This window comes from Frankia sp. Mgl5 (genome assembly GCF_023242985.1).
In the GTDB taxonomy this organism is placed as follows: Bacteria; Actinomycetota; Actinomycetes; order Frankiales; family Frankiaceae; genus Parafrankia; species Parafrankia soli.
Window position 1 is genome coordinate 13,747 of the sequence record NZ_JALKFY010000604.1, and the last position, 26,096, is coordinate 39,842.

A 26,096-nucleotide genomic window follows, 5' to 3' on the forward strand; every position below is an offset into this window, starting at 1 on the left:
TGACCTCCACCTCGGCGAGATCATGCGGGGCCCAGGGTGTTGACCATGACGGCGAGCAGAGCGGTGTCGTCGTCGGGGCCGGCCAGCCGGCCGAGTGCGGCCAGGGCCTGGTCGCACAGCTGGTCGGGGGAAGCTGCCGCGGTGGCAGCCACCCGCAGGAGATTCATCCCCTCGTCCACTGGCCGTTTGCGGTCCTCGACAAGCCCGTCGGTGAAGAACAGGAGAATGCTGCCCGGCTCGAGCGTGGTCCGCGTCTGCGGGTACTCGGGTAGTCCCGTGCTCAGTGGGGGACCTGGATCGACCGGCAGGTAGTAGGCCTCGCCGCGCGGCGGGACCAGCAGCGGTGGCAGGTGCCCGGCGGATGCCAGGGTGAGCCGCGCGTTCGCGGGGTCCAGCACGGCAAGCGCCGCCGTGGCGAGCTGTCCCTGCTCGAGACGATTCGCCGCCTCATCGAGCCGGGCCAGTACGGCCGACGGACTGGGATCGGTGGTGATGTGCGCGCGGGCGGAGGCCCGCAGCTGGCCCATGGTCGCGGCGGCCTGGATGCCGTGCCCCATGACGTCCCCGATGACAAGCGCCACCCGACCGTCGTCCAGGGGAAGGACGTCGTACCAGTCGCCGCCGACCAGGGCGCCGGCGCTGCCAGGAAGGTAGCGCCAGGCGAACGACAGCCCACCGATCGTCGGCAGTCGCTGCGGGAGAAGGCTGCGTTGCAGGGTGAGAGCGGTGCGCCGTTCCTGTTCGTACAGCTGAGCGTTGCCCACCGCGACGGCCGCGCGCCGGGCGACCTCCTCGATGGCGTCCTGCTCGTCGCGGGCGCGTGGGCCGTCCTCGCGACAGAGCACAGCGAGGACGGCGACCGTACGGCCGCCGACGGTGAGCGGCACAGCCAGTACGGTCTCGTCGCCGTCGCCGCCGGTGGTGGTGGTCGTGGTCGTGGTTCCGGTCTGAGTAACCGCCCTCATCAGGGCGAGTTCCCTCGGGGAGGGATCGCCGATGGAGGTCATCGGCTCGTCCGTCAGGACCGCGACGGCCCGTTCGGCGTACCGGGGCACCAACAGGTCGGTGGTCTGCTCGAGGACGCGCCGTGGGTCCAGCGTGGTGGTGATCCGGTCGGCGAGCGTCGCGAGGAAAGCGCTGCGTTCGAGCGCCCGGCGCTCGGCGGCGAACAGCCGGGCCCGTTCCACGGCCAGCGCGGTCTGCGCCGCCAGCGCCAGGACAAAGTCACGTTCGTCAGCGTCGAAAAGCCGGGGGTGGTCGAAGGAGAACCGCAACGCCCCGAGCACACGGTCACCGACGAGCAGCGGTAACGCACACATCGACACCACATTCGGTTCCCGCTCGGCCAGCTCCGGGTAGCGCGAGTCGCGGTCCTGGCGGGATTCCAACCAGACCGGCATACCGCCGCGGATCGCATCGGCGGCCGGCAGGCGGTCGTCGAGCCGTTCCGCACGCAGCATCGAGACCACCTCCTCGCGGTATCCGACGGTGCCGGGGACCGCGAGCCGCCCAGCGTCCCGCGCGACCAGCAGGCCGCCCCCGAACGCGCCCAGGGCGGTCACCCCTTCGGAAACCACCACCTCAGCGACTTTCTCCGGCGTCGTCGCCAGAGCGAGGGCCGCGGTGACCCCCTGCAGCCGCGCGACCCGTTCGGCCGTGCGTTGGGTTCTGACCACCTCGTCGAGGGTGTCCAGCAGATACTGCTCGAAGGTACGCACCGGCTCGGGCACGCCGCCCCGGGCAGCGATCCGGAGCTGTGTCACCAGCGATCCCACGTACCAGCGGCGGAAAGCCACATGCTGCGGCGGCGATTCCAGGGTGAGCAGGCGGGCGGCACGGGCGTAGCTCTCGATCTCCTCCAACGCCGCCAGGTACTCCTCGCCGGCGTCCGCGGCATCCAGGGGCAACGCCAGCTGGAGATGGGTTCGCGGCTCCCCGGCCGCGACTGCGGCCAACGCCTGACGCTTGATCGCCTCCCGCGGCCGGGCGAAACGGTTCGTCACCAGCTCCAGTAGTTCCGCCAGCCGCTGCGGCACGGTGCCGCTCGCGCCGGTGGCCGCGCCGCCCGCGGCGAGGGCGAACTCCCGGATGAGGCCGTCCACGTGGTGCTTCGCCGCGAGCAGTAGATCTGTCGGGACATCCCCGAGAGTGATCAGATACTCGCCCCGGTCAGCCCTCGGCTCGCTGGGTGACGGCGCGTCGGACACGGCCTCGTGGTGGGTTCCCGCCTCGCCGAGCTCCGCCCACACGGTCTTTCCACCATGATCGGGTTCGACCCCCCACCGTGTCGCGGTGAAGGCGACCAGCGCCATACCACGCCCGGTCAGACCGCCGCCGTCCGGCGGCGGCCGGACGGGCTCCGCCCGACTTCCGTCACTGACCTCAACCCGGATCACCGAGGTGCCGGAACGGAGCCGGACATACACCGGAACGCTTCCGTGTAGAACGGCATTTGTCGCGAGCTCGCTGACGACGAGCGCGACATCGGACGCGATCGCCTGCCAGCGGGTACCGGAGAGAGCCCTGGTGGCCACCCGACGCGCGTACGCGACCGCGTCGGGGGTGGCGTCGAGACGCAATTCGGCAAGGGTGTCAGCCCGGCCCCCCACAGTCACCGCTACCCACCCCGCTCCAGTCCAGGTGGACATGCCACCCCAGCCGGCACACAAACACAACCGTGCTACCTGGATTATCAGCACATCCCCTGGCCACAGGGTCGCCCAAGCAGACGCCCGCGTCCTCCGGCAGGTTGATGACGGTGGCGGTGGCGGGCTTCGTCAGAGCGTGGCGCGCCTGATGAGATCGGCCGTCGCGGCGGGCTGAACGATCATCGCGATGTGCGAGGCGCCGGACGGCTCCTGCAGCGTGCGCACGTCACTCGGCCGCTGGCCGGCCCACATCAGGTCGGTGGTCGCCCTCTGCACGTCGCCGGCGAACACGTCGCGGAAGACCTCTTTCTTGGATACTGGCCAGCGAGGGTCAGCGTAGAGTCAGATACTTGACGAGAACTGAACGAATTCGGACGCACACTACGGCGGATCCGCAAAGAGTTCGCGCCCCGTCAAGTACGTCGACCTAGCCTGCTGAAATGAAATCGAAGAAAAGTGAGACCGCCGAGAAGTGGGGCCTGCGGATCCATCTTCTGTGCTATGTCCTGGCCAATCTTGTCCAGGTCGTGCTGTGGGCGGTTCTCACCCCGGATCATTTCTTCTGGCCCCTGTGGTCGATAGTGGCGTGGGGCATCGGGCTGGCGTTCCACGTCTGGGCTGTCCGCTCGCCGTCCACGTTGAACTCCAGGCACTGAGCCGTATCGTTCATCCGCTCCAGCGCGTCCGGGACCAGCAGGTGCAGTCGGGCCAACCGCCACAACGGTGTGGTGTCGGCGACCGACTCGCGGACGAGGTCGTGCGCGAAGCGGTAGGAGAACGGCTTCCCCGGCCGGGGTTCGAGCAGGCCGAGTGCTTCCAGGGGTTCAAGGTGGTCGATGCAGGTCTGGACGTCGAACTCGGAGGCGTGGGCGAGCAGGGCGAGGTCGACGTCCCGGCCGATCAGCGCGGCAATCTGTAACAGGTCTGTGGCGTCGTTGTCGAGGCCGGCCATCCGGTCACGGACGACGTCGCGGACGGTGGAGGGCACGCCGGCCTGTGCGGCGGCGGCGTCGGTGAGATCGCCGCTGTCGGCGAGATGCCGGGCCAGTTCCCGGATCAGGAAGGGGTTGCCGGCGGTGCGGGCGTGGATGCTGCGGGCGACGCCGGGGCTGGGAATCTGGCCGGTGTCGCGGCGGACGAGTTCAGCTGCCTCTGCCGGGTTGAGCGGGCCGAGTCGGATCCGGCGGTGCCGGGGTTGCCGGCTCACGGCGGCGAGCATCCGGGCCAGCTCCGAGCCGGGTGCGGGTAGCCGGTCGCGGATCGCGCCGATGATCACGGTGCTGACCGGCAGGCGGGCGGCCAGGTGGCTGAACATCTGCAGCGAGGCGACGTCGGCCCACTGGAGGTCGTCGACGACGATCACCACCGGGCGTCCCACCGAGATGTGGCTGATGAGGGCGACAGCTCGTTCGAACAGCCGGAACCGGGTGCCGCTGTCCGACAGCACCGGTGTGTCTGACAGTGCTGGTCTGGCCGACAGAACTGGTTTGGCCGACAGCACTGGTTTGTCCTGCAGTGCCGGAGCCGCGGGGGTGACGCCGCGGGGCTCCACGAGACGGCTGAGTTCACCGGCGTGCCAGTCCTCCCGCGCAGCGGTGGGCAGGTTGTCGAGGAGCAGGCCGACCGCCTGTTCCCATGGCCACATCGACGGTGTGCCGTCGCCCTCCAGGCAGCGGCCCCAGACGACGAGCGCGCCGTGCCCGTCCGCCTCCGCGCCGGCCTCCTCCAGCAGGCGCGTCTTGCCCACCCCCGGCTCACCCTCGACGACGACGAGCCCCGCGCCGCCGGCGAACGCCGAGTCCACCGCGCGGCGCAGCACCGCGAGCTCCTCGGCTCGGCCGATCATGCCGTCGGCGGTCGGTGTCTCGAGGGAAGGAGCCCGCAGAGGCACCCGCAGCCGCTCGGAAGGCCTTCCCTCGGCCGGTGCCGGCTCCAGCACACGCCGGTGCGCGGCCACCAGCGCCGGTCCGGGATCGATGCCGAGCTCCTCGGCGAGCCGGGCACGGACTGCCCGCAGGACGGACAGCGCTTCCGCCTGCTGACCGGCGGCGGCCAGGGCGATGACGAGACTCGCCTGCACGGTCTCGTGCAGCGGCGCCATCCCCGCGGCCAGGCGCAGCGGCGCGAGCACGCGCGCAGGCCGGCCCCGTGCCACCGCGAGCTCGGCCGCCGCCACGCACGCGTCGAGGAACTCACCGTCCAGTGCGGAGAACACGGACATCGCACTCGATCCGTGAGCCAGGCCGTCGCCTGCGGGGCCGTGCCAGAGCCCGAGTGCCTGCGCGTACCAGTCGAGCGCCGCGTCGGGCCGTTGCTCCGCGACGCCGGCCCTGGCCACCTCGACCAGTTCCCGGAAGGTGACGACGTCCAGCATGACGGGGCCGGCGGCGAACAGGTAACTGTCACCGCGGCGCTGCAGGTACGACCCGGTCGCACGCGCGGGCAGCGTGGGCTCCAGCAGCCGCCGCAGCGCACCGACGTACTTCTGGAGAATGTTGACAGCCGAGGCCGGGACGTCGTCGCCCCAGATCAGATCGATCAACTGGCTCATGCTGGTCGGCCTGCCCGCACGGGCGAGCAGCAGAGCGAGCAGGTACGCCTGCTGGCGAGGCCCGGCCTCCAGCTCGACGCCGCCCCGCCAGATCCGCAACGGGCCGAGAATCCGAAGACACAGCTGTCCGCCGGAGAAAGCCGTGCCTGCTCCGGGGGTGGCGGTGGTACTCACTGCGGGCTCCTCCGTGCGGGCGATGCTCGCAGCATCGCCGGGCAGTCGGTGCCCGCTGATCTGTCAGATGACCTACGTCGTGTCAGCCGCTCTGGAGCGCGTCACGTAGCGAGGCCCGCGACGTGATGCCGAGCTTCGGGAAGACCTTGTACAGATGCGCACCGACCGTGCGCGGTGACAGGAACAGCCGGGCACCGATCTCCCGGTTGCTCAGCCCGGTCGCGGCCAGCTCGGCGATCTGCCGTTCCTGCGGCGTCAGCGCGGCCACCGCGGCGCGGTCCGCGCGGGTCGGCCTGCCGGCGGCGCGTAGTTCGGCTCGGGCCCGTTCGGCCCAGGTCGCGGCGCCGAGCAGGTCGAACGCGCCGAGTGCCTCGGTCAGGGTCTGGCGCGCCGAAGTCAGCTCGCGGGCGCGCCGCAGCCACGCGCCGTACGCCAGACGGATCCGCGCCAGCTCGAACGGAAACGCGCGACCAGCGGGATGCGCGACCGCGGCGGCGAACAGCGCACCGGCCTCCTCCCGCGGCGCGGTGATCGCCAGCGCCCCGGCGGTGAGCAGCGCCAGACGCGGCGACAGCGCCGGCAGGCCCGCATCCCGGGCGGCTTCGGCGTGCGCGAGGGCGGCGTCGTGCCGGCCGGTGTGCGCGGCGGCCTCGACCAGGTCGAGCAGCGTGCGGGTGGCCTGCTGCGAGTAGCGGGAGAACGTGCCCGGGGCGGTGATTCCAGCGGCGTAGGCGTACGCGGTCTCGTACTCGCCTTCGCTCAGTGCCGCGGCAGCGCCGATCGCCTCCGCGTACTCGGTCAGGAACCCCAGCCCGCGCGGCCGTCCCCAGGCGTCCACGGCCGCCTGCAGGTCACGGGCTCGGGCCAGATCACCGCGGTAGGCGGCCAGCAGGCCGAGGAACGCCCGGAACGACTGAGCGAACAGCGTGTACCCGTGCCCGGCGGTCAGGTCCAGGCCACGACGGCCGGTGCGCTCAGCCTCCGCCCACGCGCCGGCGCCGATCTGGTCAAGCATGACCATCTGGAGCAGCACCATCACGCTGGTGACCGCGCCGGCCTCCGTCTCCCGGTCGACCGTCCGCAGCAGCAGCTCCCGGTGGTCGCCGAGAACGCCCACATAGTAGGCGGAGACGGTCAGCCGCATCACGTCCCACGGCGCGCGAGCGGCGGGATCGGCGAGGGCGTCAGCGATCCGTTCCGGTATGCCGTGACCGCGCTTCACCAGGTCGCCCCACGCGTCCCGGGCAATCGCCGTCGACGGGCCCATCCGGTCGCCGAACCGGTCGAACAGCGCGTCGGTGCGCTCCCAGCGGACCGGGTCGGCAGCGAACTGGCTGATCGCCAGCATCAGGCTCAGCGCACGTTCGGTCAGCTGTTCGTCGGCGACTCCGGACTCCAGCAGCGCGGTGATCCGCCGGTGATTCGCAACGACCTCGCCCTCGCGGTAAAGCGCCACGTACCCTGCGGTGATCTCCGCGGCCGGGCCGTCCAACGCGGCGTCCTCCGCGAGGCCCTGTGCGGTGTCGAGCAGACCGGCCTGCCCGGCGACGTACGCGGCGTCGGCCAGCCGCCGGGACCGGTCGGCGGGTCGGCGGCTGAGTTCCGCGGCGCGGGTCAGCCAGGTGATCGCGGTCGCCGCACCGCCGCGCCGCGAAGCCGAGACGGCCGCCTCTTCGAGGGCCGCGGCGACGTCGTCGTCCGGGTCGACGGTGGCGGCGGCCAGGTGCACGGCCCGCCGTTCCGGGCTGTCGCGGTGCAGCTCGGCGAGGTCAGCGTGGGCGGCCCGGCGTTCGTGCGGGGTCGCGGCCTGCACGACGGCCGAGCGGACGAGGGGATGCCGGAACACCGGCTCCCCGGTGGCCGGGTCCGGGGCCAGCAGGCCCGCCTCGACCGCCTGGCCGACGCCGCGCATCCGGTACCGGGCCGCGCCGACCCTGCGCGCTGATCCGGCACCGGTGCCGTCCAGCGCCGCCAGCAGCAGCTCGCCGCGCTCGGTCGCCGGCAGGCCGCGCAGCCGCGTGCCGTAGATCTTCTCCAGCCGCCGCGGCAGCGCGATCGCGCCGGTGTCCAGCAGTTCCGCCCGGGGCAGCTCGATCAGCGCCAACGGGTTGCCAGCCGCGGTCTTCAGAATCATGTTCCGGTGGTACGGGCTGAGCCCGGTCTGCTGCAGGTCCAGCAACCGGGTGGAAACCTGCTCGGTCAGCGGCTCCAGGTTCAGCTCCGGCAGCCCAGCCCCGTCGAGCGGTGACGACGCCTCGGGGCGCACCGTGACTGCCACCCGTACGGCCGTACCCGCGAGGCGCCGCGCGGTGAACGCGAGGACCTGTGCGCTGGGTACGTCCAGCCACTGGCCGTCGTCGACGACCAGCAGCAGCGGGCTGGCCGCCGAGACGAGGGTGAGCAGGTCCAGCACGGCGATGCCGAGCGCCATCACCTGCGGGGCGGCGGCGGCCGTACCGGTGAACGCCGCGTCGATCACCGCCCGGTGCGCGGGATCCAGGCCTGCCGCGTCGGGCAGCAACGGGAAGACCAGCTGATGCAGCCCGGCGAACGCCAGGTCCCGCTCCGCCTCCGCCCCCGCGCAGCGCACGACCCGGAACCCGGCCGCCGCCGCGGCCAGCTCGTCCAGCAACGCCGTCTTGCCGAGGCCGGCCTCCCCCCGAAGCACCAGGACCGGCCCGGCCGCGTCGCCGAGCAACGCCAGGAGCCGGGACCGTTCCTCGTCCCGCCCGATGAGCTTCCCGTGGCCCACGCGGGAACCTTATCCGGCGACAAATCCCCAGACGGCCCTACAGGGCACCGGGTGATGTGACGATCAGTGGCCGGCCGGCTCCGTCGCCAGCCCGGCCGACAATTCCTCGGCGCGGTGGGCGAACAGGTGAGCCTCGCGCTCGACGGACAGCGCGCGAGCCCGCTCGGCGGCGGCCTGGACGGCGGCGGTGGGCTCGCCGCGTGCCTGCATCATCCGTGCCCGCAGCAGGAGTATCAGGCCTTCGGGGTAGCGCTGGCCGTAGGTGTCGAGGAACGAGTCGGCCCGGTCGAGGGTGACGGTGGCCTCGGCCGGCATCCCGGCCGCCAGCCACATCTCGGCGAGCAGTCCGTACCAGGTGGCCAGGCCCGAGCGTGGCGGGTCGAGCAGGGTCGCCGTGATGATCATTTTGGCCTCTGTCGCGGCGCCGGCCGGGTCTTCGCCGGTCACGGCCCGCGCCCAGCACCGGGCCAGTCGCTGGTAGCTGCCGAGGAAGACGAAGGAATGTTCCGGGTCCACCGCGATTCCCCGTTCCGCTGCGCGTAGTGCCCAGGCGGGGTCGCCGGCCAGCGCCGCTACCGTGACGGCGAAGGCGGCCCAGACCGTGATCGCGTAGGAGTCGCCACGCGCGGCGGCCTCCAGCCTGTCGAGCAGCGCCCGCGCCCCGTCGACGTCACCGTGCAGCGCGGTGTTCAGCGCGAGCATCACGGGCGAGAGCAGCTGCAGGTCGTGCCGGAGCGGATCATCCTCGCGCTGGGCCAGGCCATCGAACATGATCGAGTTGGACTGGCTCAGATACCGGAACGCCTCGCCGATGTTGCCGACGTCCCACTGGTGGATGCCCCAGGCGTGCCGGCCGTAGGCACACACGACCGGGTCGGCGGACACCTCGCCCTGATCGAGTAGCCGGCGCGCCAGCCGGCCGGCGCGGTCGAGCTGGATGCCCTGGGAGCACGCGGCCCAGCGGGAGAAGAGGAAGTCGGCGGCCTCCCGTTCCCGGCCGAGGTCGCGAGCCAGCTCCTCGGCGCGCTCCAGCAGGTCGACCGCGGAGCCGACGTACCCGGACCGCATCCCGACGACCGCGGTGAGCTGCGACAGGGCGGACAGCTCCCGCTCCGACATGCCCGCTGTCCTCGCCACCTGCGCGGCCGACACCAGCTGCCGTGCGGCGGCCTCGAACGCGGACTTGGCCGCGGCGCGGCGCCCGGCGCGTTCCAGCGCGCTCGAGGTCCGGGCCGGGTCCGCGAGTGGGCCGGCGGCCCACAGGTGGTGGGCGAGGCGCTCGGCGACGGACTCGCCGCCGGTGTCGGAGCGCTCCAGCGCGTCGGCGACGCGCAGGTGCAGCCGGGTCGCGCGCAGCGGCGGCGTCGTCCGGACGACCGACTCCCGGACCAGGTCGTGCGCGAAGCGGAACGAGAACGGGTCCCCGGGCGTGGGCTCGAGCAGGCCGAGCGCCTCCAGGGGCTCGAGGCGCTCGATGCAGGTCTGCGCGTCAAGGTCGGCCGCGCGTGCGAGCAGGCCGAGGTCGATCTCCCGGCCGATGAGCGCGGCGATCTGCAACAGGCCGCCGGTGTCGTCGTCAAGGCCCGCCATCCGGTCGCGGACGACATCCCGCACGGTGGACGGCACACCGGCCCGCGCCGCGGCATCCTCAGTGAGAACCCCGCCGTCAGCGAGAAGCCGGGACAGCTCCCGCACGAAGAAGGGGTTTCCAGCGGTGCGGACATGGATGCTTTGAGTAACCCCGACGTCGGGGGTCTGACCAGTCTCGCGGCGGACGAGCTCGGCCACCTCGGCCGCGGCGAGCGGGCCGAGCCGGATCCGGCGGTGCCGGGGCAGCCGGCTCGCGGCGGCGAGCATCCGCGCCAGCTCCGAGCCGGGCACGGGCACACGGTCGCGGAGCGCGCCGGTGATCACAGCGCCGCCCGGCGGGCGGGCCGCCAGGTGACTGAACATCTGCAGCGAGGCGACGTCCGCCCACTGGAGATCGTCGATCACGAGCACCACCGGCCGCCGCGCCGAGACCTGGCCGACGAGGGCGACAACCCGTTCGAACAGGCGGAACTGGGCGCCGCTGTCCGGCAGCACCGGCGTGGCGGGAACGCCGCCGCGCGGCTCCACGAGGCGGCCGAGTTCGCCGGCGTGCCACTCCTCCCGCGCCGCGGCGGGCAGGCTGTCGAGTACGGTGCCGACCGCCTGCACCCACGGCCACATCGACGGCGTCCCGTCGCCCTCCAGGCAGCGGCCCCAGACGACGAGCGCGCCGTGCCCGTCCGCCTCCGCGCCGGCCTCCTCCAGCAGGCGCGTCTTGCCCACCCCCGGCTCACCCTCGACGACGACGAGCCCCGCGCCGCCGGCGAACGCCGAGTCCACCGCGCGGCGCAGCACCGCGAGCTCCTCGGCTCGGCCGATCATGCCGTCGGCGGTCGGTGTCTCGAGGGAAGGAGCCCGCAGAGGCACCCGCAGCCGCTCGGAAGGCCTTCCCTCGGCCGGTGCCGGCTCCAGCACACGCCGGTGCGCGGCCACCAGCGCCGGTCCGGGATCGATGCCGAGCTCCTCGGCGAGCCGGGCACGGACCGTCCCGAACACTGACAGCGCCTCAGCCTGCTGACCGGCGGCGGCCAGGGTGAAGACGAGGCTTGCCTGCACGGTCTCGTGCAACGGCGCCATCCAGGCGGCCAGCCGCAGGGGCTGGAGCACGAGCTCGGGTTGGCCCAGCGTCACCGCGAGCTCGGCCGCCGGTACGCATGCGTCGAAGAACTCGTCGTTGATCGCGGCGAAGAGCGACACGGCGGTCGATCCGTGGGTCAACCCGCCGCCCGCGGGGCCGTGCCAGAGCGCCAGCGCCTGTACATAGCAGTCGAGCGCCGCGTCGAGGCGCTGCTCCGCGAGGCATGTCCTGGCCTTTCCGGTGATTTCCCGGAAGGTGACGACGTCCAGCATGCCGGGGTCGGCCGAAAACAGGTAACCGTTACCGCGGCGCTGCAGGTACGAGCCGGTTCCACGGGCCGGCAGCGCGGGCTCCAGCAACCGCCGCAGCGTGCCGATGTATTTCTGGAGGATGTTGACAGCCGATGCCGGGACGTCGTCCTCCCAGATCAGGTCGATCAGCTCGCTCGTGCTGATCGGCCGGCCCGCCCGGATGAGGAGCAGCGCGAGCAGGCAGGCCTGTTGCCGGGGCCCGGCGTCCAGCTCGACGCCGCCCCGCCAGATCCGCAACGGGCCGAGAATCTGGAGGCAAAGATTCCTGCCGGGAGACGGCTGTTCAGGGCTACCGGCACGGACAGGACGCAATGACATGGCCACGCCTGTTGCTACTCCCGAATCGATCGAGTTATCAGTCGGATCGCGTGTGGGCTGGTGCGGGACGGAGATCAGGCGTCGATGGGGGCGGGTCCGCACCTTCGCGCAGGCCGTGGCGGGCGTAGAAGCGCCGCAGTGGCGCCGGCGCCCACCAGTTCGTGTTCCCGAGCAGGCGCATCGTGGCCGGTACGAGCAGCGCCCGGACGATCGTCGCGTCCACCAGGACGGCAATGATCATCGCCACCCCGATCAGCTTGATGAAGGTGATGCCGGAGGTCGAGAACAGCCCGATCACGACCAGGATGAGTAGCGCGGCACTGGTGATGATCCGGCCGCTGCGCTGCAGTCCGACCGCGACCGCCGTGGTGTTGTCACCGGTCCGGTCGTACACCTCGCGGATCCGGGACATCAGGAAGACCTCGTAGTCCGTCGACAGCCCGAACACGATCGCGAGCACGAGGATCGGCTGGGTCGCCTCCAGCGTCCCGGTTGGTGTGAAGTTCAGCGGACCGGACAGGTGGCCGTCCTGGAAGATCAGGACCAGTGCGCCGAACGAGGCGCCGAGCGACAGGATGTTCATCACGATCGCCTTGATCGGCAGCACGACCGAGCCGAAGGCGAGGAACAGCAGGACGAACGTCGCGCCGACGATGACCAGTGCCATCCAGGGCAGCAGGTCGGCGGTGGTGTCGAGCTGGTCGGTCAGCTCCGCGGTGAAGCCACCCACCAGCACCTCGCCGCCAGGCGGTGCGGGGACGTTCCGTATCCGGCGCACCAGGTCCCGTGCCTGCGCCGAGATCGGGTCTTCCTGGTAACTGACGGCGACCCGGGTGACACTCCCGGCCTGGCCAGTGACCTCGGCTCCGCTCACACCATCGACGCCCCGGACCGCGGTGATGTATCGCTCCAGCCCGGCCTGTCGTTCCAGACCGGCGCGGTCGGATGAGGTCACGATCGCCTCGATCGGCAACTGGCTGTTGCGGACGAAGTCCCGGTCGACGGTCTCGGAGACGACGCGGCTCTCGGTACCCGCCGGGAGCACCCTGGGGTCGACACCGCCGAACTCCACCCGGAGAAACGGCGAACCGGCCAGCAGCAGGACCGCGAGCACCCCGACCGCGTAGATGACCGGGCGCCGCATGATGCTGTGCGCGAGGCGGTACCAGAACCCGTGTTCGACCTCGCCCGCTGTGGGAGCCGGGCGCGGAACGCGACGGAACCGCCGCACGGAGAGCGCGTCCACCCGGTGGCCCAGGACCCCGAGCAGGGCGGGCAGCACGGTCAGCGCCGCCACCATCGCGACTACGACCGCGGACAGCCCGCCGAATCCCATCGAGCGGAGAAAGGGCATCGGGAAGATCAGCAGCCCGGACAACGAGACCGCGACGGTGACGCCGGAGACCGCGACGGTGTGGCCGGCGGTGGCCGTCGTCCGAACGATCGCGTCCTCGACGCCCAGCCCACGGGCGATCTCCTCCCGGAACCGTCCGGTCATGAACAGGCCGTAGTCGATCGCCAGACCCAGCCCGAGGATCGTCACCACGTTGATCGAGAAGACCGAGACGTCGGTCAGGTAGCTCAGCCCACGTAGCGCGGTGAAGGCCCCGAGGATGGCCAGACCACCGATCACGAGCGGCAGGCTCGCCGCGGCCACGCCGCCGAAGACGACCACCAGCAGGACAAGCAGCACCGGTATGGAGATCGTCTCGGCACGGCCGATGTCTGCCGCCACCCGCTCGCCGATGTCGCGACTGACCGCGGTGTAGCCGCCGACCTGGGCCTGAAGGCCGGGAGCGGCCAGCCCGTCCTCGATCTCCTGCAGTCCGTCGACGCGCTGCGCCTCGTCGCCGGCCACGGTCAGCACGGCATAGGTGGAGCGCCGGTTGCCGCTGACCAGCGCCGGGCTGTTCGTGCCCCAGTACGTGATCGTCCTGGTCACCACGTCGTCCGGGAGCGCGTCCAGCGTCTCGGTCACGGCCCGCCGAAACGCCGGGTCGTCGACCGTCAAGCTCGGGCTGCTGTAGAGAACGACCAGGTCATTGCCTGTTCGGCCAAGTGTCGCCTCGGCACGGTCGAGCGCACGGGCACTCTCGCTGGCCGGGTCGTCGAACCCACCGGTGGTCAGCGCGCCGAATACCTGCGTACCCCAGATGCCGCCGAACGCGGCGAAGACCACGGCCAGGCTGATGACCCACCGCCGCCGACGGAACATCGTCCGTCCCAGACGCTCGAACATCTCTGCTCCCCGGGCATTCTGTGCGACCTCTAGCCGCGGTACGGGCACAGACGGCAACCTGCCGCACGCGGGACGAGAGTCACAGGCCTTTGACCGGCGTCGGAGAGATGGCCACCGCTGCCGCGGTCTCGCCGCGACTGAACAGCTTCTGGGCGATCAGACCGCCGAAGGAATGCCCGATTACGATCGGCGGCCCGCCCAGCCCGGCCAGGACACGGCATGTATCCATAGGCCGTGGATGAAGAGCACGGGCTTCTTGATGGTGAGACCTCGCCTTCAGCGCCATGGCTGGACAAACCAACAACAGCCGTGCCCGACCGCATGCACCTGTTCTCTGATCACACTAGGTCGACTCTCTTGATGACCAGTGGACGCTTAGTGGATTCGGCGCCGCCTATGCCCGGCCCGCCGGTCGCCGGGCAGGGTTGGTGGGTGGCGGTCGCGGGGCGACGGCCGCTGCCGGGACCCGGAGACACCGAGGTAGTGGCGCGCGGCATGGACGCGGAAGGCCCGGGCCCCCGGGCGCGGAGGCGATACACAGATCGTCAACAGCCCGGTGGTGTGCTCGGGCCTCACAACTCCCGTCAGGTCCCATCGGGAAAGGCCGACGAGCGTGTCCCAGCCCACTGTCGTCCTCGTCCACGGTGCCTTCGCCGAGAGGGCGCCCGCCGCCGCGTGGCGCACCAGGCCCTCGTGGGGCATCGTGTCCACCTCGGACCACACCACCAATCCGGAGGTCCAGCGCTTCGCTTACCAGCGTGCGGGGGTCGACACCGTGGAGGTGAACTCGTCGCACCTGATGCTCTCCCACCCGGCCGTGGTGGCCGAGATGATCAGGAGCGCTGTCGAGTCGGTGCCCGTCTGACCTGCGCCGACGCCGTCTACCCGCCGCTCCCGCCGACGAGCGGTGAGCAGCGGCGGACCTCTGCGAACAACGCCGGCAGTCGGCCCCGAAGGTGACGGCCGCGTCCTCGACCGCTGTCAGACCGGAGTCGCCACAGCGATGTTTCTCGGCTCGCTGGTCGGGCGGGAGCGGACCGGCTCGGTTGGCCGAGCCGGTCCACTCAGATCGGCAGGGGCCCGGTAGACGGCGGCCGGGCGCCTGCGGTCAGGTGCAGCGGTCCGCCAGCATCCGGGCGGTGGTCCTCACCTCCGTCAGGAGAGCGGGGTCGTAGGTCCCGGAATCGACCCGCAGCCGGAGGAAGCCGACGGCCGTGGTGACCCGTTCGAGGTCGCCGGCGTACTCCCCGGCGGTACCGATCCGGCCGTAGAGCTTCTCCTGGGGCGGTGTGAGGTCGCGGGCGAGCGCCTTGATCTCGTCCGGTGCGCCGGGGTCCGCCTGGGTCAGCCGCAGGGTCGCTATCAGGTCCGGGGCCAGCGTCTGGCAGGCACCGGGGGCGAACGACCCGGCTTCGGGCAGCGGCGGAGGTCCCTCCCCGCCGCAGGAGGCCGCCACACCGACGATGACGGCGACCGTAATGGCGGCCGAGGCGGCTCGCCGGAGTCTGGTCATGGTCGTGCCGCCCTGTCAGCTCGAACCCGAGGTGGGCAGGCCGACGTACGGGAACCATCCGCGGAACCGCACGTCGGGCCCGTCGACGCCGTCACCGAGGCCGGTGACCGCCGCCGGCGGGTTGGGCAGCAGGGCGCCTTCGACAGCCTGGAGCGAGATGTCGACGACGTCATCGCCCAGCCGTCGCCCGTTCGGGTACCCGCCGGTGTCGCCCCCGAGGACGCCGAGCCGGTTCGGTTCCGCGGTCGGCGGGATCGACATGTTCAGCCGAAGCTGCTCGGAGGGCGCGATCTTCGCCGGGTCGACGTCGGCGTTGAGCGCGTGTGCGTTCAGGTCGACACCGAGGTTGGCCTTGTTCACACCGGTCAGGTACACCGCGACGAGGTCGTTGCGCGGTGTCGCCGGTGCGGGGATCTTGTAGATCGCCTCGATCAGCTTCGGCAGTTCGGGCTTGGTGACGAAGTTCAGGAACTGGGCGTCCCGGGCGGGAGTGGAGGCGTTGAACCGGTCCTTCTGGCCGACCGGCACGACCACCTCGTTGACGAGCGGCGAGCCGAGACGCGAGACCTGCGACCAGTTACCGAAGGACATCAGCATGCCGGAGCCGTCGGTCGGCCCGTAGATCGAGGCGCTGCGCCGCTGGGTGCTGCTCCACACCCCGATCACCGGGTTGCGCGCCGGGTCGCCCTTGAGCGCCAGCTCGGTCTTGGGGACCTGCAGCACGACCGAGTTCACGTTGAACCCGGCGAGGCTGTCCTGCCCGACCTCGGACAGGTCGCCGCCATAGAGCAGGTCGAACACCCTCAGGTCGAGGAAGAACGGGTCGTCGGCCTGTCCGGCGAACGTCTTGGCGCCGCCGGGCAGCTCTTTCAGGGACGCCGTGCGCAGCGCCAGGTAGTCCGGCATGGACGCGTCGCCCACGAACGAGGGCGCGACGGGCACCTTGTCCGCCAGCACGGTGGTCTTGCCACCGGCTATCCGCTCCAGCTTGTAGGTCTGCCGGAAATTCAGGTCCGGGTCGTCGAGCGAGGTGACAGGCCCGGTGTTGTAGAGGAACGTGTTCTGGTTCTGATAGGTGCTGGCGAACGTCCAGCGGTAGGTGATGTCGGGCTTCGCGTCGCCGTTGCTGTCGACATTGATGTCGTACTGGGCGTCGGTCGCGAACGGGTAGAAGTTCGGTCCGCCGGCGGGTTCCTGGAAGGGCAGCCAGTTGGCGACGAGCGTCACCGAATCCGGGTCGTCCGGGCTGACGAATGCGTAGGTGTCGGTGTTGTCGACCGTCGGGTCGCTGCTGATCAGCGGAGCCTCCCGGTGGCTGGACGCGTCAGCGGCCGTCGGTGCGAGGGTCACCGCGGCGCCCGTCGCACCGAAGAGCAGGGCGGTCGCGCCAGCCAGGGCACGCCGCCGGGGCAGCCGTCCCCGCCGTCGGCGGCCGGGCGTGCCGTCGCGTGCGGATGTCAGTCGGCTCATGGTTCTCCCTCAGGGATCGACGGACCGGACCGATGCGCCTGTCCGGTGAACGTCCGTGGTTCGGTGACGTGAGGAGCACGGATCGTGTCGGCTACCTGACATCATTTGTGGGTCCCAGGTGCAGTCCGTGACCTCTGCGGATCCGAATCGCTGGCGAACGACCGGCGGGACGGAAGCGGGGAGGACACGCATGAAGCGGCGACTGGGCGGCGGGGCGAGTCGAGCACGGGTGCTCGCCGGCCTGATCTGCGTGGCCGGCCTGGCAGGCGCGGCCGCGCTGGCCGTGGTCGGCTCGCCGCTCGTCCGGGATGACTCGGGCCACGGTGTCGCGCCGACGCCGACCGGAGCGGCGGCCGTGGACGAGGCGTGGTCCTCGGCGGGCAGGGCGGCGGCCGCACCCGTCGCGAGTCTGCGTGACCGGCTCGACCAGGTGCCGGGGGACTGGCCGGCCTGGGCCGAGCTCGGCCTCGCCTACGTCGAGCAGGCCAGAGTGACCGGTGATCCGACGTCCTACCCACGGGCCGACGGGGCGTTCGCCCGCTCGCTGGAACTGCGTCCGGTGGACAACGACGCCGCCCTCGCCGGGCAGGCGGCGCTCGCCGCCGCACGTCACGACTTCCCCGGTGCGCTGCGCGCCGCGAATGCCGCGGTCGCCGTCAACCCGTTCAACGCGACCGCGCACGGGGTGCGCTTCGACGCGCTCGTCGAACTCGGGCGCTATCCCGAAGCGTGGCAGGCGGCGCAGACCGCGGTCGACCTGCGTCCCGATGTCGCGTCGCTGGCCCGGGTCGCCTACGCGTTCGAGCTGCGCGGCGAGATCGACCAGGCGGCCGCGATGCTGCGGCGGGTAGCCGACGACGCGACGTCGGCAGCCGATGCCGCGTTCGCCTACTTCCATCTCGGTGAACTGGCGCGGCACTCGGGCGACCTCGTCGGGGCGGACGAGGCCTACCGGCGCGGGCAGGCGAGCGACCCGCCATCGGTGTCGCTGCTCGTCGGTCGTGCCCGCGTGGCCGCCGCCCGGGGCGAGAGCGAGGCGGCCCTGGCGGACTACGCCGTCGCGGCCACTCGGAGCCCACAGCCGTGGATCGTCGCCGAGTACGGAGAACTGCTCGAATCGTCGGGCCGGCCCGACGAGGCGAAGCGGCAGTACTCCCTGGTGCGTTCCACCGCGGAGCTGATGCGCGCGCAGGGAGTCGAGGTCGACGTCGAGCTGGCGCTGTTCGAGGCGGACCACGGCGACCCCGCCGCCGCGCTGGCCGCGCTGTCCCCGGCGCCGGGCGGCGAACCGCACCGTGCCGGGGTCTTCGTGGACGACGCTCGCGCCTGGGTGCTGCACCAGCTCGGCAGAGACGGCGAGGCGCTGCCGTCCGCCGAGTCGGCGCTCGGCCTCGGCACCCACCGAGCACTGTTCTCCTACCACCGGGGCGTCGTGCACGCCGCGCTCGGCCAGACCGACGCCGCGGTCGCGGACCTCCGGGCGGCGCTGGACACCGACCCGCACTTCTCACCGTTGCACGCGCCCCGGGCACAGGCCCTTCTCGCGTCCCTCGACGCGAGTGCCCGGTGACCTCGCCGCGTCGGGCAGCCGTCCTGGCCGTGACGGTGGCCGCGTTCGTCCTGGCGGCGGGCGGATCCGCGTCGGCACATCCCCTCGGGAGTTTCACCGTCAACAGCGCGAGCGTGCTGCGGGTGGGCGTCGAGGAGGTTCTCGTCGACGTGGTCGCCGACTTCGCCGAGATACCGGCGGCGCAGGTCCGGCCGGACGTCGACGCGCTGGGAGCCGCCCGCTGGCGGGAAGCGGAGTGCGCCCGCACGGCCGGACGGGCGACGCTGGCGGTCGACGGCCGGGCCCGCCCGCTCGTCCCGATCGGCGGCTCGCTGTCGTTCCCACCGGGCGACGGCGGGCTGTCGACGATGCGGCTGGTCTGCCGATACTCCGCCGAGACCGCCGGGGCAGCGGCCCCGGCCACGGCCACTGACACGACGATTCGGTACACGCTGGCCGCGTACGCCGACCGGGTCGGCTGGCGGGAGACGGTCGCGGTCGGGGACGGCACCACGGTGGTCTCCTCGGACGTACCGTCCCGCTCACCGACGAACCTGTTGACCCGGTATCCCGACGACCCGCTGGGCGGCGGTTCCGACGTCACGCGCGCGACGCTGACCGTTCGTCCGGGCGGACCCGCCGCGGCCGACCCGTTGTCGCAGGCGGCCGCCATCGGCACTGGAACGCCTGGTAGCGGTGCGTCAGACGAGGCCCGGCAGGCGGCCGGCGGCCTCGCCGGTTGGGTGAACGGCCTGGTCGAGCGGGACTCCTTCTCACTCGGCCTGGGTGTGCTCGCACTGCTCGCCGCGGTCGTGTTGGGGACAGCGCACGCGTTCGCCCCCGGGCACGGCAAGACGGTGATGGCGGCCCGGATCGTCGGCGGCTCGGCGACAGGACGGCAACTCGCCGCCACCGCCGGAGCGGTCACGCTCACCCACACCCTCGGCGTTCTCGTCCTCGCGGTCGTGCTGTCGGCGTCGAGCGGCTTCGCTCCGGAGAAGATCTATCCGTGGCTCGGCGTCGCGAGCGGGCTGCTGATGATCGGTCTCGGTGCCAGTCTGCTGCGGTCAAGGCTGATCATTTCGCCGTATCGCGACCTACTGACCGCGGGCCACGACCACTCGAACAACCACCGCCATGAACACGACCGTGGGCACCACGACCACGGGCACCACGACCACGGACCTTCGCGCGATCATGGTCATGGTCATGCGCACCAGCACGGTCACTCGCATGGCGGGCGCTGGCACGTGCACCCGCCCGTCACCGACCAGCCGAGGCTACGCAGCCTGCTCGCCGCGGGACTCGTCGGCGGCATGGTGCCGACGCCGTCGGCCGTCGTCGTGCTGCTCGGAGCGGTCGCACTGGGACGGGCGTGGTTCGGGGTCCTGCTGGTTCTCGCCTACGGCGTGGGAATGGCGGCGACGCTGGTCGGCGTCGGGTTCCTGCTCGACCGCACACTCATCCCGCTGCTCCAGCGCACCCAGGCGCTGGTGCCGGGGTTCGCCGCCGGCCTGCGCTGGACGCCGGTGGCGACAGCCGCCCTGGTCGTGCTCGTCGGCGCCGTCGTGGCGCTGCGTGCCGGCAGCCAGGTCACGATATGACTCCAGGCGCAGGAGTTCAGGAAGGCAGAACAGCCTATATCCGGCTGGCAGCCTGAACCGGGCCAGACCTGGATGGGCCGGTGACCACGTAAATACCGGTCACCGGCCCACCTGCGGTTCAGTCGTTACCAGTTGTAGATGATGTCCCCGTCGCTGTTGGCCATCTTGAACGAGCCGTCGCCCTGGTCAATGATGCAACCAAAGCCGCCGTCAGGCGTTGCCCCGCAGTAGGTGGCGGCGCTGGCCGGGCCGGCCGCGATGAGGCTGGTACCTGCGACGATTCCGGCGGCGGCGGTGGTGGCCGCGACTCTCCTGATCCACCTGCGGGCTGGCGTCGAGGCATTTCGGCGTTGCATGACTGCTCCCGTCTGCCGACTGTTTGTCGGTCATCCGGTATTCGTTGTGGACGGCCGGGTGGATCGCCCCTCGGCCATTAAAATTCGGCAGGATACTCTGTTGTATCGAGTGCCGACGACGCGACCCTCGCAACACCTCGATCTGCGACACCTTCGCCTATCCTGGATTCCCTGCGCGACGAAAGCGCGACTCAGGTTCACCCGAGCGAATAGATGTCCATTTTGACCGAAATAATCCATCTTGCCGATGGGGGCCGCAAAGATCCAGAGACCGTACAGCGCCGACCCGGCACCCGCAACGGGACCATCCCCCAAAACACAACATCGCCACAACTCGCACATGACGTGGGCGCCGGAGATCTAGCCTGGGCTCGCGGGCCGCAGCATTCTTCTCGATGAGAGGTTCGACCGATGAGGGCCATTTCGGCTCCGACTCTCCTACCACTTGGCCGACCGTTCGCCGCTGCCGACGTCCGGACACTCGTCGACGCCATCGCGGACGCGGGGTTCGACGGGGCGCAGCTGACGAGTTCGCACCTCGATGGCGCCGTCGCTGACGGTATGACTCCGGAGGAGTTTTTCGGTTACCACCGGGACAGAGGGCTGACGATCCCTACTGTCGAGGTTCTGATGGAATGGGTCCACGCTGACCGGCAGGAGATAGCCGAGCAGGCCCGACCGCTTCTCGACATCGCGCAGTGGGCCGGCTCCCCAACTGTTATCGCGACGACGTCGGAGGTCGAGGTACCGTCGATCGCCGGCGTGGCGGAGCGGCTGGCGTACCTGTGCGATCTCGCGGCGGAGCGGGGCCTACAGATCAGTTTCGAGTTCCTGCCGTGGTCGGTGGTGCCGAACATCAGGGCGGCGGTGCGGCTCCTGGATGCGGTGGACCGCGACAACCTCGGCCTGGTAGTCGACATGTGGCATTGGTTCCGCCAGCCTGGTGGGCCCGATTACGACACCCTGCGTGACGTGCCGGCGGAGCGGATCCATGTCCTTCAGCTGTGTGACGCGCCTGCGCGGCCGGCCGACGACCTGAGGACGGAGACGATCACCGCCCGCCTGCTGCCCGGCGACGGCGACGCCGACATCGAGGCTGTCCTGGATGTTCTCGTCGCGACCGGAGCCGATCCCGTCGTGGCGACAGAGGTGTACTCCGCCTCGCTCGCGGGCCTGGGGCCAGCCGAGATGGCGCGGCGCGCGTTCGCCGCCACGGAGACAGTTCTCGGCGGACGTTTTCCTTCTATTTCGCACGCTGGCCCACTGATCTGATGTAGCACTGGGTTCGTGCAGCCTCTTTCGGTCGTAATCGTTCACCGTGACCAGCCGAAGCGACTCGTCGACACCATCGACGCGTTCCGCGCTCAGGACGTTCCCGTCTCGATCACGATCGTCGACAACGGATCGGCGGTCATGCCGCCGGCCGAGGCCGCCGATGTCACGGTGGTGCTCGCCGGCAGCAACCTGGGGTTCGGACCGGCGGCCAACATCGGCTACCGCGCGTTCCTCGCCGACGCGGACGCGGGAGAGTGGGTGGTGCTCGCGCCGCACGACGCGCTGCCCGAGCCCACCTGCCTGAGTCACATGCTGGGCGTGCTGGCGCAGCAGCCGCGAGCGGGCCTGGCCTGTGCGGACGTCGGCGACGGAGCGACGCCGGTCATCGACCCCTACTTCGGCGGAATCCTCATGCCCGCGAGCGTGGACGAGGGCTGGGAGCCCGCCGGGCACCCGCACGGCACGCTGATGTTCGCCCGCCGTGCCTGCCTCGACGAGATCGGGATCTTCGACGAACGCTACTTCGCGTACTGCGAGGAGGCGGACCTCGCGCTGCGGGCGAGGTCCGCCGGCTGGGAATCCGGACTCGTGCGGGGCGCGATGGTCAAGAACCCGAACATCGGCTCCACCGCCGCGGCGATCGACTACCTGCAGCTCCGCAACACCCTGCTGCTCGTGCGGGACCACTCCGGCCGCTACCACGCGTTCATCCGGTTCTGCATCGCACTGTGGCATCTCGGCTCGGGCGCGGTCGTCCCGGCCCGGCGCGGCCCCTACTGGAACCTCGAAGGACGTGTCCGCGGGCTCCTGGACTTCGTCCGCGGGCGTTTCGGCCCTCCCCCGCCGCATCTACTCGTCAGCCCCGTAGGGAATCCCGCCGGTCAGGACAGGTAGGTCGTGCCGAACGCCTCGAGGAACTCGAGCGTGGCCGCGGATGACACCGATGGGCTCGACACCACCACGGCGGTCACGCCGGCCTTCTCGATCTCGGCGATCGCCTCACGGTGGCGATCGGGCTCGGCGGTCGGCGTCGCGATGGAGCGGTCCTTGTAGGAGTACTGCACATCGATCGTGTCCGGCCGCCCGGCGGCCGCGGCGGCGTCCCGGATCTCGTTGATCATGACGGCCAGCTCCCCCAGCGAACCGATGGAGGTCGTCCGCACCGCCGCGCTGAGCTCCGGCGGGCCCACCAGCGGCATCCAGCCCTGCGCCCGCTGCGCGATGCGGCGCCGGCTCAGCTTCGAGTTACCGCCGATCCAGATGGGAATCGGGTCCTGCACCGGTCGGGGCCGGGCGATGACGTTCCGGGCGTCGAAGTGCAGGCCCTTGTAACTGAACGGCTCACCGCTCCAGTGCATCGGCAGCACGTCGAGGATCTCGTCGAACAGCGTGTTGCGCTCGTCCATGTCGACTCCGAGCGCGAAGAACTCGGTCTTCATGTACCCGGTGCCGAGCCCGAGCACAATCCGTCCACCGGAGAGCTTGTCAACGGTCGCCGCCGCCTTGGCGAGCAGGAACGGGTTCCGGTAGGGCGCGACGGAAAGGTTCGTGTGCAGCCGCAGCCGCTGGGTCACGGCGGCGACATGGCCGAGCGCGACGAACGGATCGAGGCTCTGGTGCCCGCCGGAGGCCAGCCATCGGGCACTCGGGGCCGGGTGCTCGCTGAGGCAGAATCCGTAGAATCCCGCCCGCTCGGCTGCTGCCGCGACCTCGGCCAGCGCGCCGGCGTCGAGCATGTCGCGGTCGGTGCCGTTGGTCTCGGGGTAATGGTAGATGAAGCGCATTTTCACCTCGTCGAGAGGAACTGTCGGGAGCAGGTGACTCGGGAGATCCACGGGGGAGGACTCAAACGCACCGGTTGACCCGACATGGGAGAGCACGATCGCCCGGGGCCGGGCGTGAGCCTGCTCAGGTCGCTCGGCCTGGATGCCGAGGAGGAACTTGACGGTCGCCCTGGCGTCGGCGGGGCCCATGTGGATCAGGGTCGCGTTGCGGTGGCCAGACCCACACTGTGCGTGCCACCCTGTATCACCACAGTGGCACCGACCAAGCCAAGATCCACAGTTACCCTCCCTTAACTCGAGTAACTCGAGCCGCCTTCGCGGCAGTAGGATGTCACCAATATGAGCGCCGCGGCAACACCCAGCCCAGACCGAAGCGCGGCGACACCGCCTCGCCGGCGCTATGACAGCCCGCGCCGGCGGGAGCTGGCGGCCCAGACGCGCAAGCGGATCGTCGACGCCGGCTCGGCCCTGGTCCACAGCTTCCCCGCGTGGGACTGGCGTGATCTGACGTTCCGTGCGGTCGCCGAGCGGGCCGGCGTCGGTGAACGCACGGTCTACCGGCATTTCCCCACCGAGACTGATCTCCACGACGCCGTCCTGCGCCGCCTCGAGGACGAGGCGGGTGTGAGCTACGAGGACCTCGACCTCGATCGCCTCCCCGAGGTCACCGCACGCGCCTTCGCGACGCTGTCCTCCTACGCGGTTCCACGGTGGACCCCCACGGACCCCGCGCAGGCGACGTCGATACCCAAGGACCAGCGCCGCCGCGAGGCTCTGGTCGCCGCCGTCGCTCAGCACACGGCCGACTGGCCCGAGGCCCAACGCGCGATGGCCACCGGCATGCTGGACGTCCTGTGGCACGTTCCGTCCTACGAGCGGCTGACCATGATGTGGAACCTCGACGGCGATCAGGCGACCCAGGCCATCGTCTGGGCCATCGGCCTGCTGGTGGACGCGATCCACGACGGTCGCCTTCCCGGCTCCGCCGGCCCGGGCTCCGAGCAGGGCTGATCACTTCCGCCAGAAGCGACGACCGAGCCCTGCTCCCGAACCCTGACCTCGGTCGGGTTCAGCGCAACGCCTATATTGGTGACATCGTTCCGTCACGAAGCGGACTTGCACCGGGAGGATCCTCATAGATCTCGGCTTGGCGCCTACCACCGCGGTGGCGCACGGACGGCTCCCGGGGCGCCGGCCCGACCACGGCCACCCGCTTCATCGTCGACGGAACCAATAGCGGATCCGAGATGCGAGACGTCTTGCCTGCGCGGGCCAGCTGATCCGGTCGACCTGAGTTCCTGAGCGCGGGCGGGCCAGAGCAGGACGGATCGACTCGCCCGGAAGCGCGCGCCTCACTCTCGTTCATGACCGTCCAGGGGAATCTTCATGTTCTTAGCTGGCTTGGCGCGGCCGTTGGGGTTGGCGGCCGCGGTCCTGGTGGGCTTCGCAACGGCGAGCTGCTCGTCCGCGGGATCCGGGAGCGACACGAATGCGTCGTGCTCCACGGTGGGGATCACCTCCGACGCGGTGAATCTGGGATTCGTCTACTCGGACACGGGTGTCGGCAGTGCCGCGCTCGTCTCGGCTCGGGCCGGCTTCGACGCCAGGATCGGCCTGGCCAACGAGGAGGGCGGGGTCAACGGTCGTAAGATCACCTACGAATGGCGGGACGACGAGAACGCCCCGTCACGCAACACGCAGGTGGTCGACGAGCTTCTTCGACGTGAGTCCGTTTTCGGCCTGGTGACGGTCACCACCAACCTCGCCGGTTCGATGGGCGCCCTGACAGCGCAGGGGGTACCCGTTGTGGGCCTTGCGGCGGAGCCGGCCTGGCGTGAGCACCAGAACATGTTCTCGTACAACTACGGAGCCTCGCTGGAGGCCGTCGGCCAGGACATCAGGGCCAGCGGCGGAACGAAGGTCGCTTTCGTGGCCTCCAACACGTCGTTCTTCACCGCGGATTCCGCCGCGCGGTACACGACGGCCATGCAGTCCGTGGGACTCACCATCGCCGGGACGATCTCCTATGCGAGAATGTACCGACAGCCCGGCCCGCGTGGCGCGCCAGCTCGCCGAAACCGGCGCGGACGCGCTGCTCAACCTGGGGACGCCGGATGACTTCGCGGAGATCCTCAAGGCCGCCCAGGCCGAGAACCTGAACTTCCCGGTGCGTGTCTCGCTCTCCGGATACGACCGAGCTCTGTTGACCACGACGGGACCGGCGCTTACCGGGGTCTCCTTCCCGGTCTACTTCCTGCCCTTCGAGGCCGGCGGCGCGCCGATCGAGCGCTACCGCGGCGCGATGACGCGCTTCGCGCCGGAGACCGCCCTTCCCGAGCAGCAGTTCGCCATGTTCGCGTACATCTACACCGACCTCTTTCTCGAGGGACTTCGGCTGGCGGGCGCCTGCCCCACCCGCGAGGGCTTCATCAGCTCACTGCGCAAGGTCGCGGACTACAACGCCGGTGGGCTGATCGAGCAGGTCGACCTGCGCAACAACATCGGGAAGGTCCCCGACTGCAACGCTTTCGTTCAGATCGATCCGACCGGTAGGGCCTACCAGGTCACCCATAAGCGTCTCTGCAGGGACGGCAGCGGCGCCTGATACCCGCGGCGGGTGTCGCACGGCTGGGCCTGCCGGTGGGCTCGCTCTACAGCTCCACGAAAGGAGCGCTGGAGACGCTCACCCGGGCCGGGGCCGCCGAGTTCGGACCGCTGGGTGTGCGCGTCAACGCCGTCTCGCCCGGCGTTATCCGCACCCCTGACCTGGACGCCTCCGTCGAGCATCCGGCCGAGGCCATGATTCGGGGTACTCCCGCCGGCGGCTCCGGTCATCCCGACGCGATCGCGGCCGCGGCCGGATGGCGGTAGCCGTCATCGACAG

General features: G+C 70.9%; 20 protein-coding genes and 2 pseudogenes. 10 read left to right on the forward strand and 12 right to left on the reverse strand.

Annotated features, from left to right (window positions below):
* Nucleotides 1-20: 20 nt before the first annotated feature.
* Entirely contained in the window at nucleotides 21-2,615 is a 2,595-nt protein-coding gene (locus MXD62_RS10915; protein ID WP_248829183.1) for a SpoIIE family protein phosphatase, read from the reverse strand.
* Nucleotides 2,616-2,777: 162 nt separating this feature from the next.
* The gene (locus MXD62_RS10920) at nucleotides 2,778-2,939 is read right to left on the reverse strand and encodes a hypothetical protein (protein ID WP_248829184.1); all 162 of its coding nucleotides are present in this window, start codon (nucleotides 2,937-2,939) and stop codon (nucleotides 2,778-2,780) included.
* A gap of 149 nt (nucleotides 2,940-3,088) precedes the next feature.
* On the opposite strand from MXD62_RS10920, the gene MXD62_RS10925 reads away from it, so the two are divergent.
* On the forward strand, nucleotides 3,089-3,304 hold the full coding sequence (locus MXD62_RS10925; protein ID WP_248829185.1) for a 2TM domain-containing protein: 216 nt from the start codon (nucleotides 3,089-3,091) through the stop codon (nucleotides 3,302-3,304).
* On the opposite strand, the gene MXD62_RS10930 is transcribed toward MXD62_RS10925, so the two are convergent.
* The 5 genes from MXD62_RS10930 to MXD62_RS10950 all read right to left on the reverse strand — a co-directional run bounded on the left by MXD62_RS10930 (nucleotide 3,202) and on the right by MXD62_RS10950 (nucleotide 13,947).
* Nucleotides 3,202-5,373, reverse strand: a complete 2,172-nt coding sequence (locus MXD62_RS10930; RefSeq protein ID WP_308301232.1) for a BTAD domain-containing putative transcriptional regulator — start codon at nucleotides 5,371-5,373, stop codon at nucleotides 3,202-3,204. The genes MXD62_RS10925 and MXD62_RS10930 overlap by 103 nt on opposite strands.
* An 82-nt stretch (nucleotides 5,374-5,455) precedes the next feature.
* Nucleotides 5,456-8,125, reverse strand: coding sequence for an AAA family ATPase (locus MXD62_RS39685; RefSeq protein ID WP_248829186.1), 2,670 nt, complete (start codon nucleotides 8,123-8,125; stop codon nucleotides 5,456-5,458).
* A gap of 63 nt (nucleotides 8,126-8,188) precedes the next feature.
* On the reverse strand, nucleotides 8,189-11,422 hold the full coding sequence (locus tag MXD62_RS10940; protein ID WP_248829187.1) for an AAA family ATPase: 3,234 nt from the start codon (nucleotides 11,420-11,422) through the stop codon (nucleotides 8,189-8,191).
* Between the two features lie 37 nt (nucleotides 11,423-11,459).
* Nucleotides 11,460-13,661, reverse strand: a complete 2,202-nt coding sequence (locus tag MXD62_RS10945; RefSeq protein WP_248829188.1) for an MMPL family transporter — start codon at nucleotides 13,659-13,661, stop codon at nucleotides 11,460-11,462.
* A gap of 79 nt (nucleotides 13,662-13,740) precedes the next feature.
* The gene (locus tag MXD62_RS10950) at nucleotides 13,741-13,947 is read right to left on the reverse strand and encodes an alpha/beta fold hydrolase (RefSeq protein WP_308301233.1); all 207 of its coding nucleotides are present in this window, start codon (nucleotides 13,945-13,947) and stop codon (nucleotides 13,741-13,743) included.
* 360 nt (nucleotides 13,948-14,307) lie between these two features.
* On the opposite strand from MXD62_RS10950, the pseudogene MXD62_RS10955 reads away from it, so the two are divergent.
* Nucleotides 14,308-14,526, forward strand: a pseudogene (locus tag MXD62_RS10955) (alpha/beta hydrolase); the annotation flags it as partial.
* 243 nt (nucleotides 14,527-14,769) lie between these two features.
* Here the strand turns inward: MXD62_RS10955 and MXD62_RS10960 are convergent.
* Together MXD62_RS10960 and MXD62_RS10965 are read right to left on the reverse strand one after the other, a co-directional pair.
* A complete protein-coding gene (locus MXD62_RS10960) occupies nucleotides 14,770-15,174 on the reverse strand; it encodes a hypothetical protein (RefSeq protein ID WP_020464201.1) in 405 nt (134 codons plus the stop codon).
* A 15-nt stretch (nucleotides 15,175-15,189) separates the two neighbouring features.
* Nucleotides 15,190-16,644: a DUF4331 domain-containing protein gene (locus MXD62_RS10965; RefSeq protein WP_248829190.1), complete on the reverse strand. Its 1,455-nt coding sequence runs from the start codon at nucleotides 16,642-16,644 to the stop codon at nucleotides 15,190-15,192.
* 190 nt (nucleotides 16,645-16,834) lie between these two features.
* On the opposite strand from MXD62_RS10965, the gene MXD62_RS10970 reads away from it, so the two are divergent.
* The gene (locus tag MXD62_RS10970; protein ID WP_248829191.1) at nucleotides 16,835-18,214 is read left to right on the forward strand and encodes a tetratricopeptide repeat protein; all 1,380 of its coding nucleotides are present in this window, start codon (nucleotides 16,835-16,837) and stop codon (nucleotides 18,212-18,214) included.
* A complete protein-coding gene (locus MXD62_RS10975; protein ID WP_248829192.1) occupies nucleotides 18,211-19,797 on the forward strand; it encodes a high frequency lysogenization protein HflD in 1,587 nt (528 codons plus the stop codon). Before MXD62_RS10970 ends, MXD62_RS10975 begins: the two co-directional genes overlap by 4 nt.
* 125 nt (nucleotides 19,798-19,922) lie before the next feature.
* On the opposite strand, the gene MXD62_RS10980 is transcribed toward MXD62_RS10975, so the two are convergent.
* Nucleotides 19,923-20,153 carry a hypothetical protein gene (locus MXD62_RS10980; RefSeq protein ID WP_248829193.1) on the reverse strand — a complete coding sequence of 77 codons (231 nt, stop codon included), beginning with the start codon at nucleotides 20,151-20,153 and terminating at the stop codon, nucleotides 19,923-19,925.
* Nucleotides 20,154-20,564: 411 nt separating this feature from the next.
* Here MXD62_RS10980 and MXD62_RS10985 point away from each other — a divergent pair, with 411 nt between their 5' ends.
* Together MXD62_RS10985 and MXD62_RS10990 are read left to right on the forward strand one after the other, a co-directional pair.
* Nucleotides 20,565-21,425, forward strand: a complete 861-nt coding sequence (locus MXD62_RS10985; protein WP_248829194.1) for a sugar phosphate isomerase/epimerase — start codon at nucleotides 20,565-20,567, stop codon at nucleotides 21,423-21,425.
* 15 nt (nucleotides 21,426-21,440) lie between these two features.
* Entirely contained in the window at nucleotides 21,441-22,322 is an 882-nt protein-coding gene (locus MXD62_RS10990) for a glycosyltransferase (RefSeq protein WP_248829195.1), read from the forward strand.
* Here MXD62_RS10990 and MXD62_RS10995 read toward each other — a convergent pair.
* A complete protein-coding gene (locus MXD62_RS10995; RefSeq protein ID WP_248829244.1) occupies nucleotides 22,310-23,212 on the reverse strand; it encodes an LLM class F420-dependent oxidoreductase in 903 nt (300 codons plus the stop codon). The two genes, MXD62_RS10990 and MXD62_RS10995, sit on opposite strands and share 13 nt — an antisense overlap.
* 339 nt (nucleotides 23,213-23,551) lie before the next feature.
* On the opposite strand from MXD62_RS10995, the gene MXD62_RS11000 reads away from it, so the two are divergent.
* On the forward strand, nucleotides 23,552-24,223 hold the full coding sequence (locus MXD62_RS11000; protein ID WP_248829196.1) for a TetR/AcrR family transcriptional regulator: 672 nt from the start codon (nucleotides 23,552-23,554) through the stop codon (nucleotides 24,221-24,223).
* A 341-nt stretch (nucleotides 24,224-24,564) separates the two neighbouring features.
* Here the strand turns inward: MXD62_RS11000 and MXD62_RS39690 are convergent, their stop codons facing one another.
* Nucleotides 24,565-24,717 (reverse strand): hypothetical protein, encoded by a 153-nt coding sequence (locus MXD62_RS39690; protein WP_248829197.1) that lies wholly within the window; start codon nucleotides 24,715-24,717, stop codon nucleotides 24,565-24,567.
* Between the two features lies 1 nt (nucleotide 24,718).
* On the opposite strand from MXD62_RS39690, the gene MXD62_RS39695 reads away from it, so the two are divergent.
* From MXD62_RS39695 to MXD62_RS11015, 3 genes and pseudogenes are all read left to right on the forward strand, one after another.
* On the forward strand, nucleotides 24,719-25,330 hold the full coding sequence (locus MXD62_RS39695; RefSeq protein WP_308301234.1) for an ABC transporter substrate-binding protein: 612 nt from the start codon (nucleotides 24,719-24,721) through the stop codon (nucleotides 25,328-25,330).
* A complete protein-coding gene (locus MXD62_RS39700; RefSeq protein ID WP_308301235.1) occupies nucleotides 25,269-25,817 on the forward strand; it encodes an ABC transporter substrate-binding protein in 549 nt (182 codons plus the stop codon). Before MXD62_RS39695 ends, MXD62_RS39700 begins: the two co-directional genes overlap by 62 nt.
* Nucleotides 25,818-25,831: 14 nt before the next feature.
* A pseudogene (locus tag MXD62_RS11015) lies at nucleotides 25,832-26,077 on the forward strand (SDR family oxidoreductase); the annotation flags it as partial.
* Nucleotides 26,078-26,096 lie beyond the last annotated feature (19 nt).

What these genes read in the sequence shown, in the direction of transcription:
- MXD62_RS10950 (WP_308301233.1), bottom strand. Translation starts at nt 13,947, where the DNA reads ATGGCGCTGAAGGCGAGGTCTCACCATCAAGAAGCCCGTGCTCTTCAT.
- MXD62_RS10945 (WP_248829188.1), bottom strand. Translation starts at nt 13,661, where the DNA reads ATGTTCGAGCGTCTGGGACGGACGATGTTCCGTCGGCGGCGGTGGGTC.
- MXD62_RS10995 (WP_248829244.1), bottom strand. Translation starts at nt 23,212, where the DNA reads ATGCGCTTCATCTACCATTACCCCGAGACCAACGGCACCGACCGCGAC.
- MXD62_RS10940 (WP_248829187.1), bottom strand. Translation starts at nt 11,422, where the DNA reads ATGTCATTGCGTCCTGTCCGTGCCGGTAGCCCTGAACAGCCGTCTCCC.
- MXD62_RS10925 (WP_248829185.1), top strand. Translation starts at nt 3,089, where the DNA reads ATGAAATCGAAGAAAAGTGAGACCGCCGAGAAGTGGGGCCTGCGGATC.
- MXD62_RS10970 (WP_248829191.1), top strand. Translation starts at nt 16,835, where the DNA reads ATGAAGCGGCGACTGGGCGGCGGGGCGAGTCGAGCACGGGTGCTCGCC.
- MXD62_RS10960 (WP_020464201.1), bottom strand. Translation starts at nt 15,174, where the DNA reads ATGACCAGACTCCGGCGAGCCGCCTCGGCCGCCATTACGGTCGCCGTC.
- MXD62_RS10985 (WP_248829194.1), top strand. Translation starts at nt 20,565, where the DNA reads ATGAGGGCCATTTCGGCTCCGACTCTCCTACCACTTGGCCGACCGTTC.
- MXD62_RS11000 (WP_248829196.1), top strand. Translation starts at nt 23,552, where the DNA reads ATGAGCGCCGCGGCAACACCCAGCCCAGACCGAAGCGCGGCGACACCG.
- MXD62_RS10965 (WP_248829190.1), bottom strand. Translation starts at nt 16,644, where the DNA reads ATGAGCCGACTGACATCCGCACGCGACGGCACGCCCGGCCGCCGACGG.
- MXD62_RS10980 (WP_248829193.1), bottom strand. Translation starts at nt 20,153, where the DNA reads ATGCAACGCCGAAATGCCTCGACGCCAGCCCGCAGGTGGATCAGGAGA.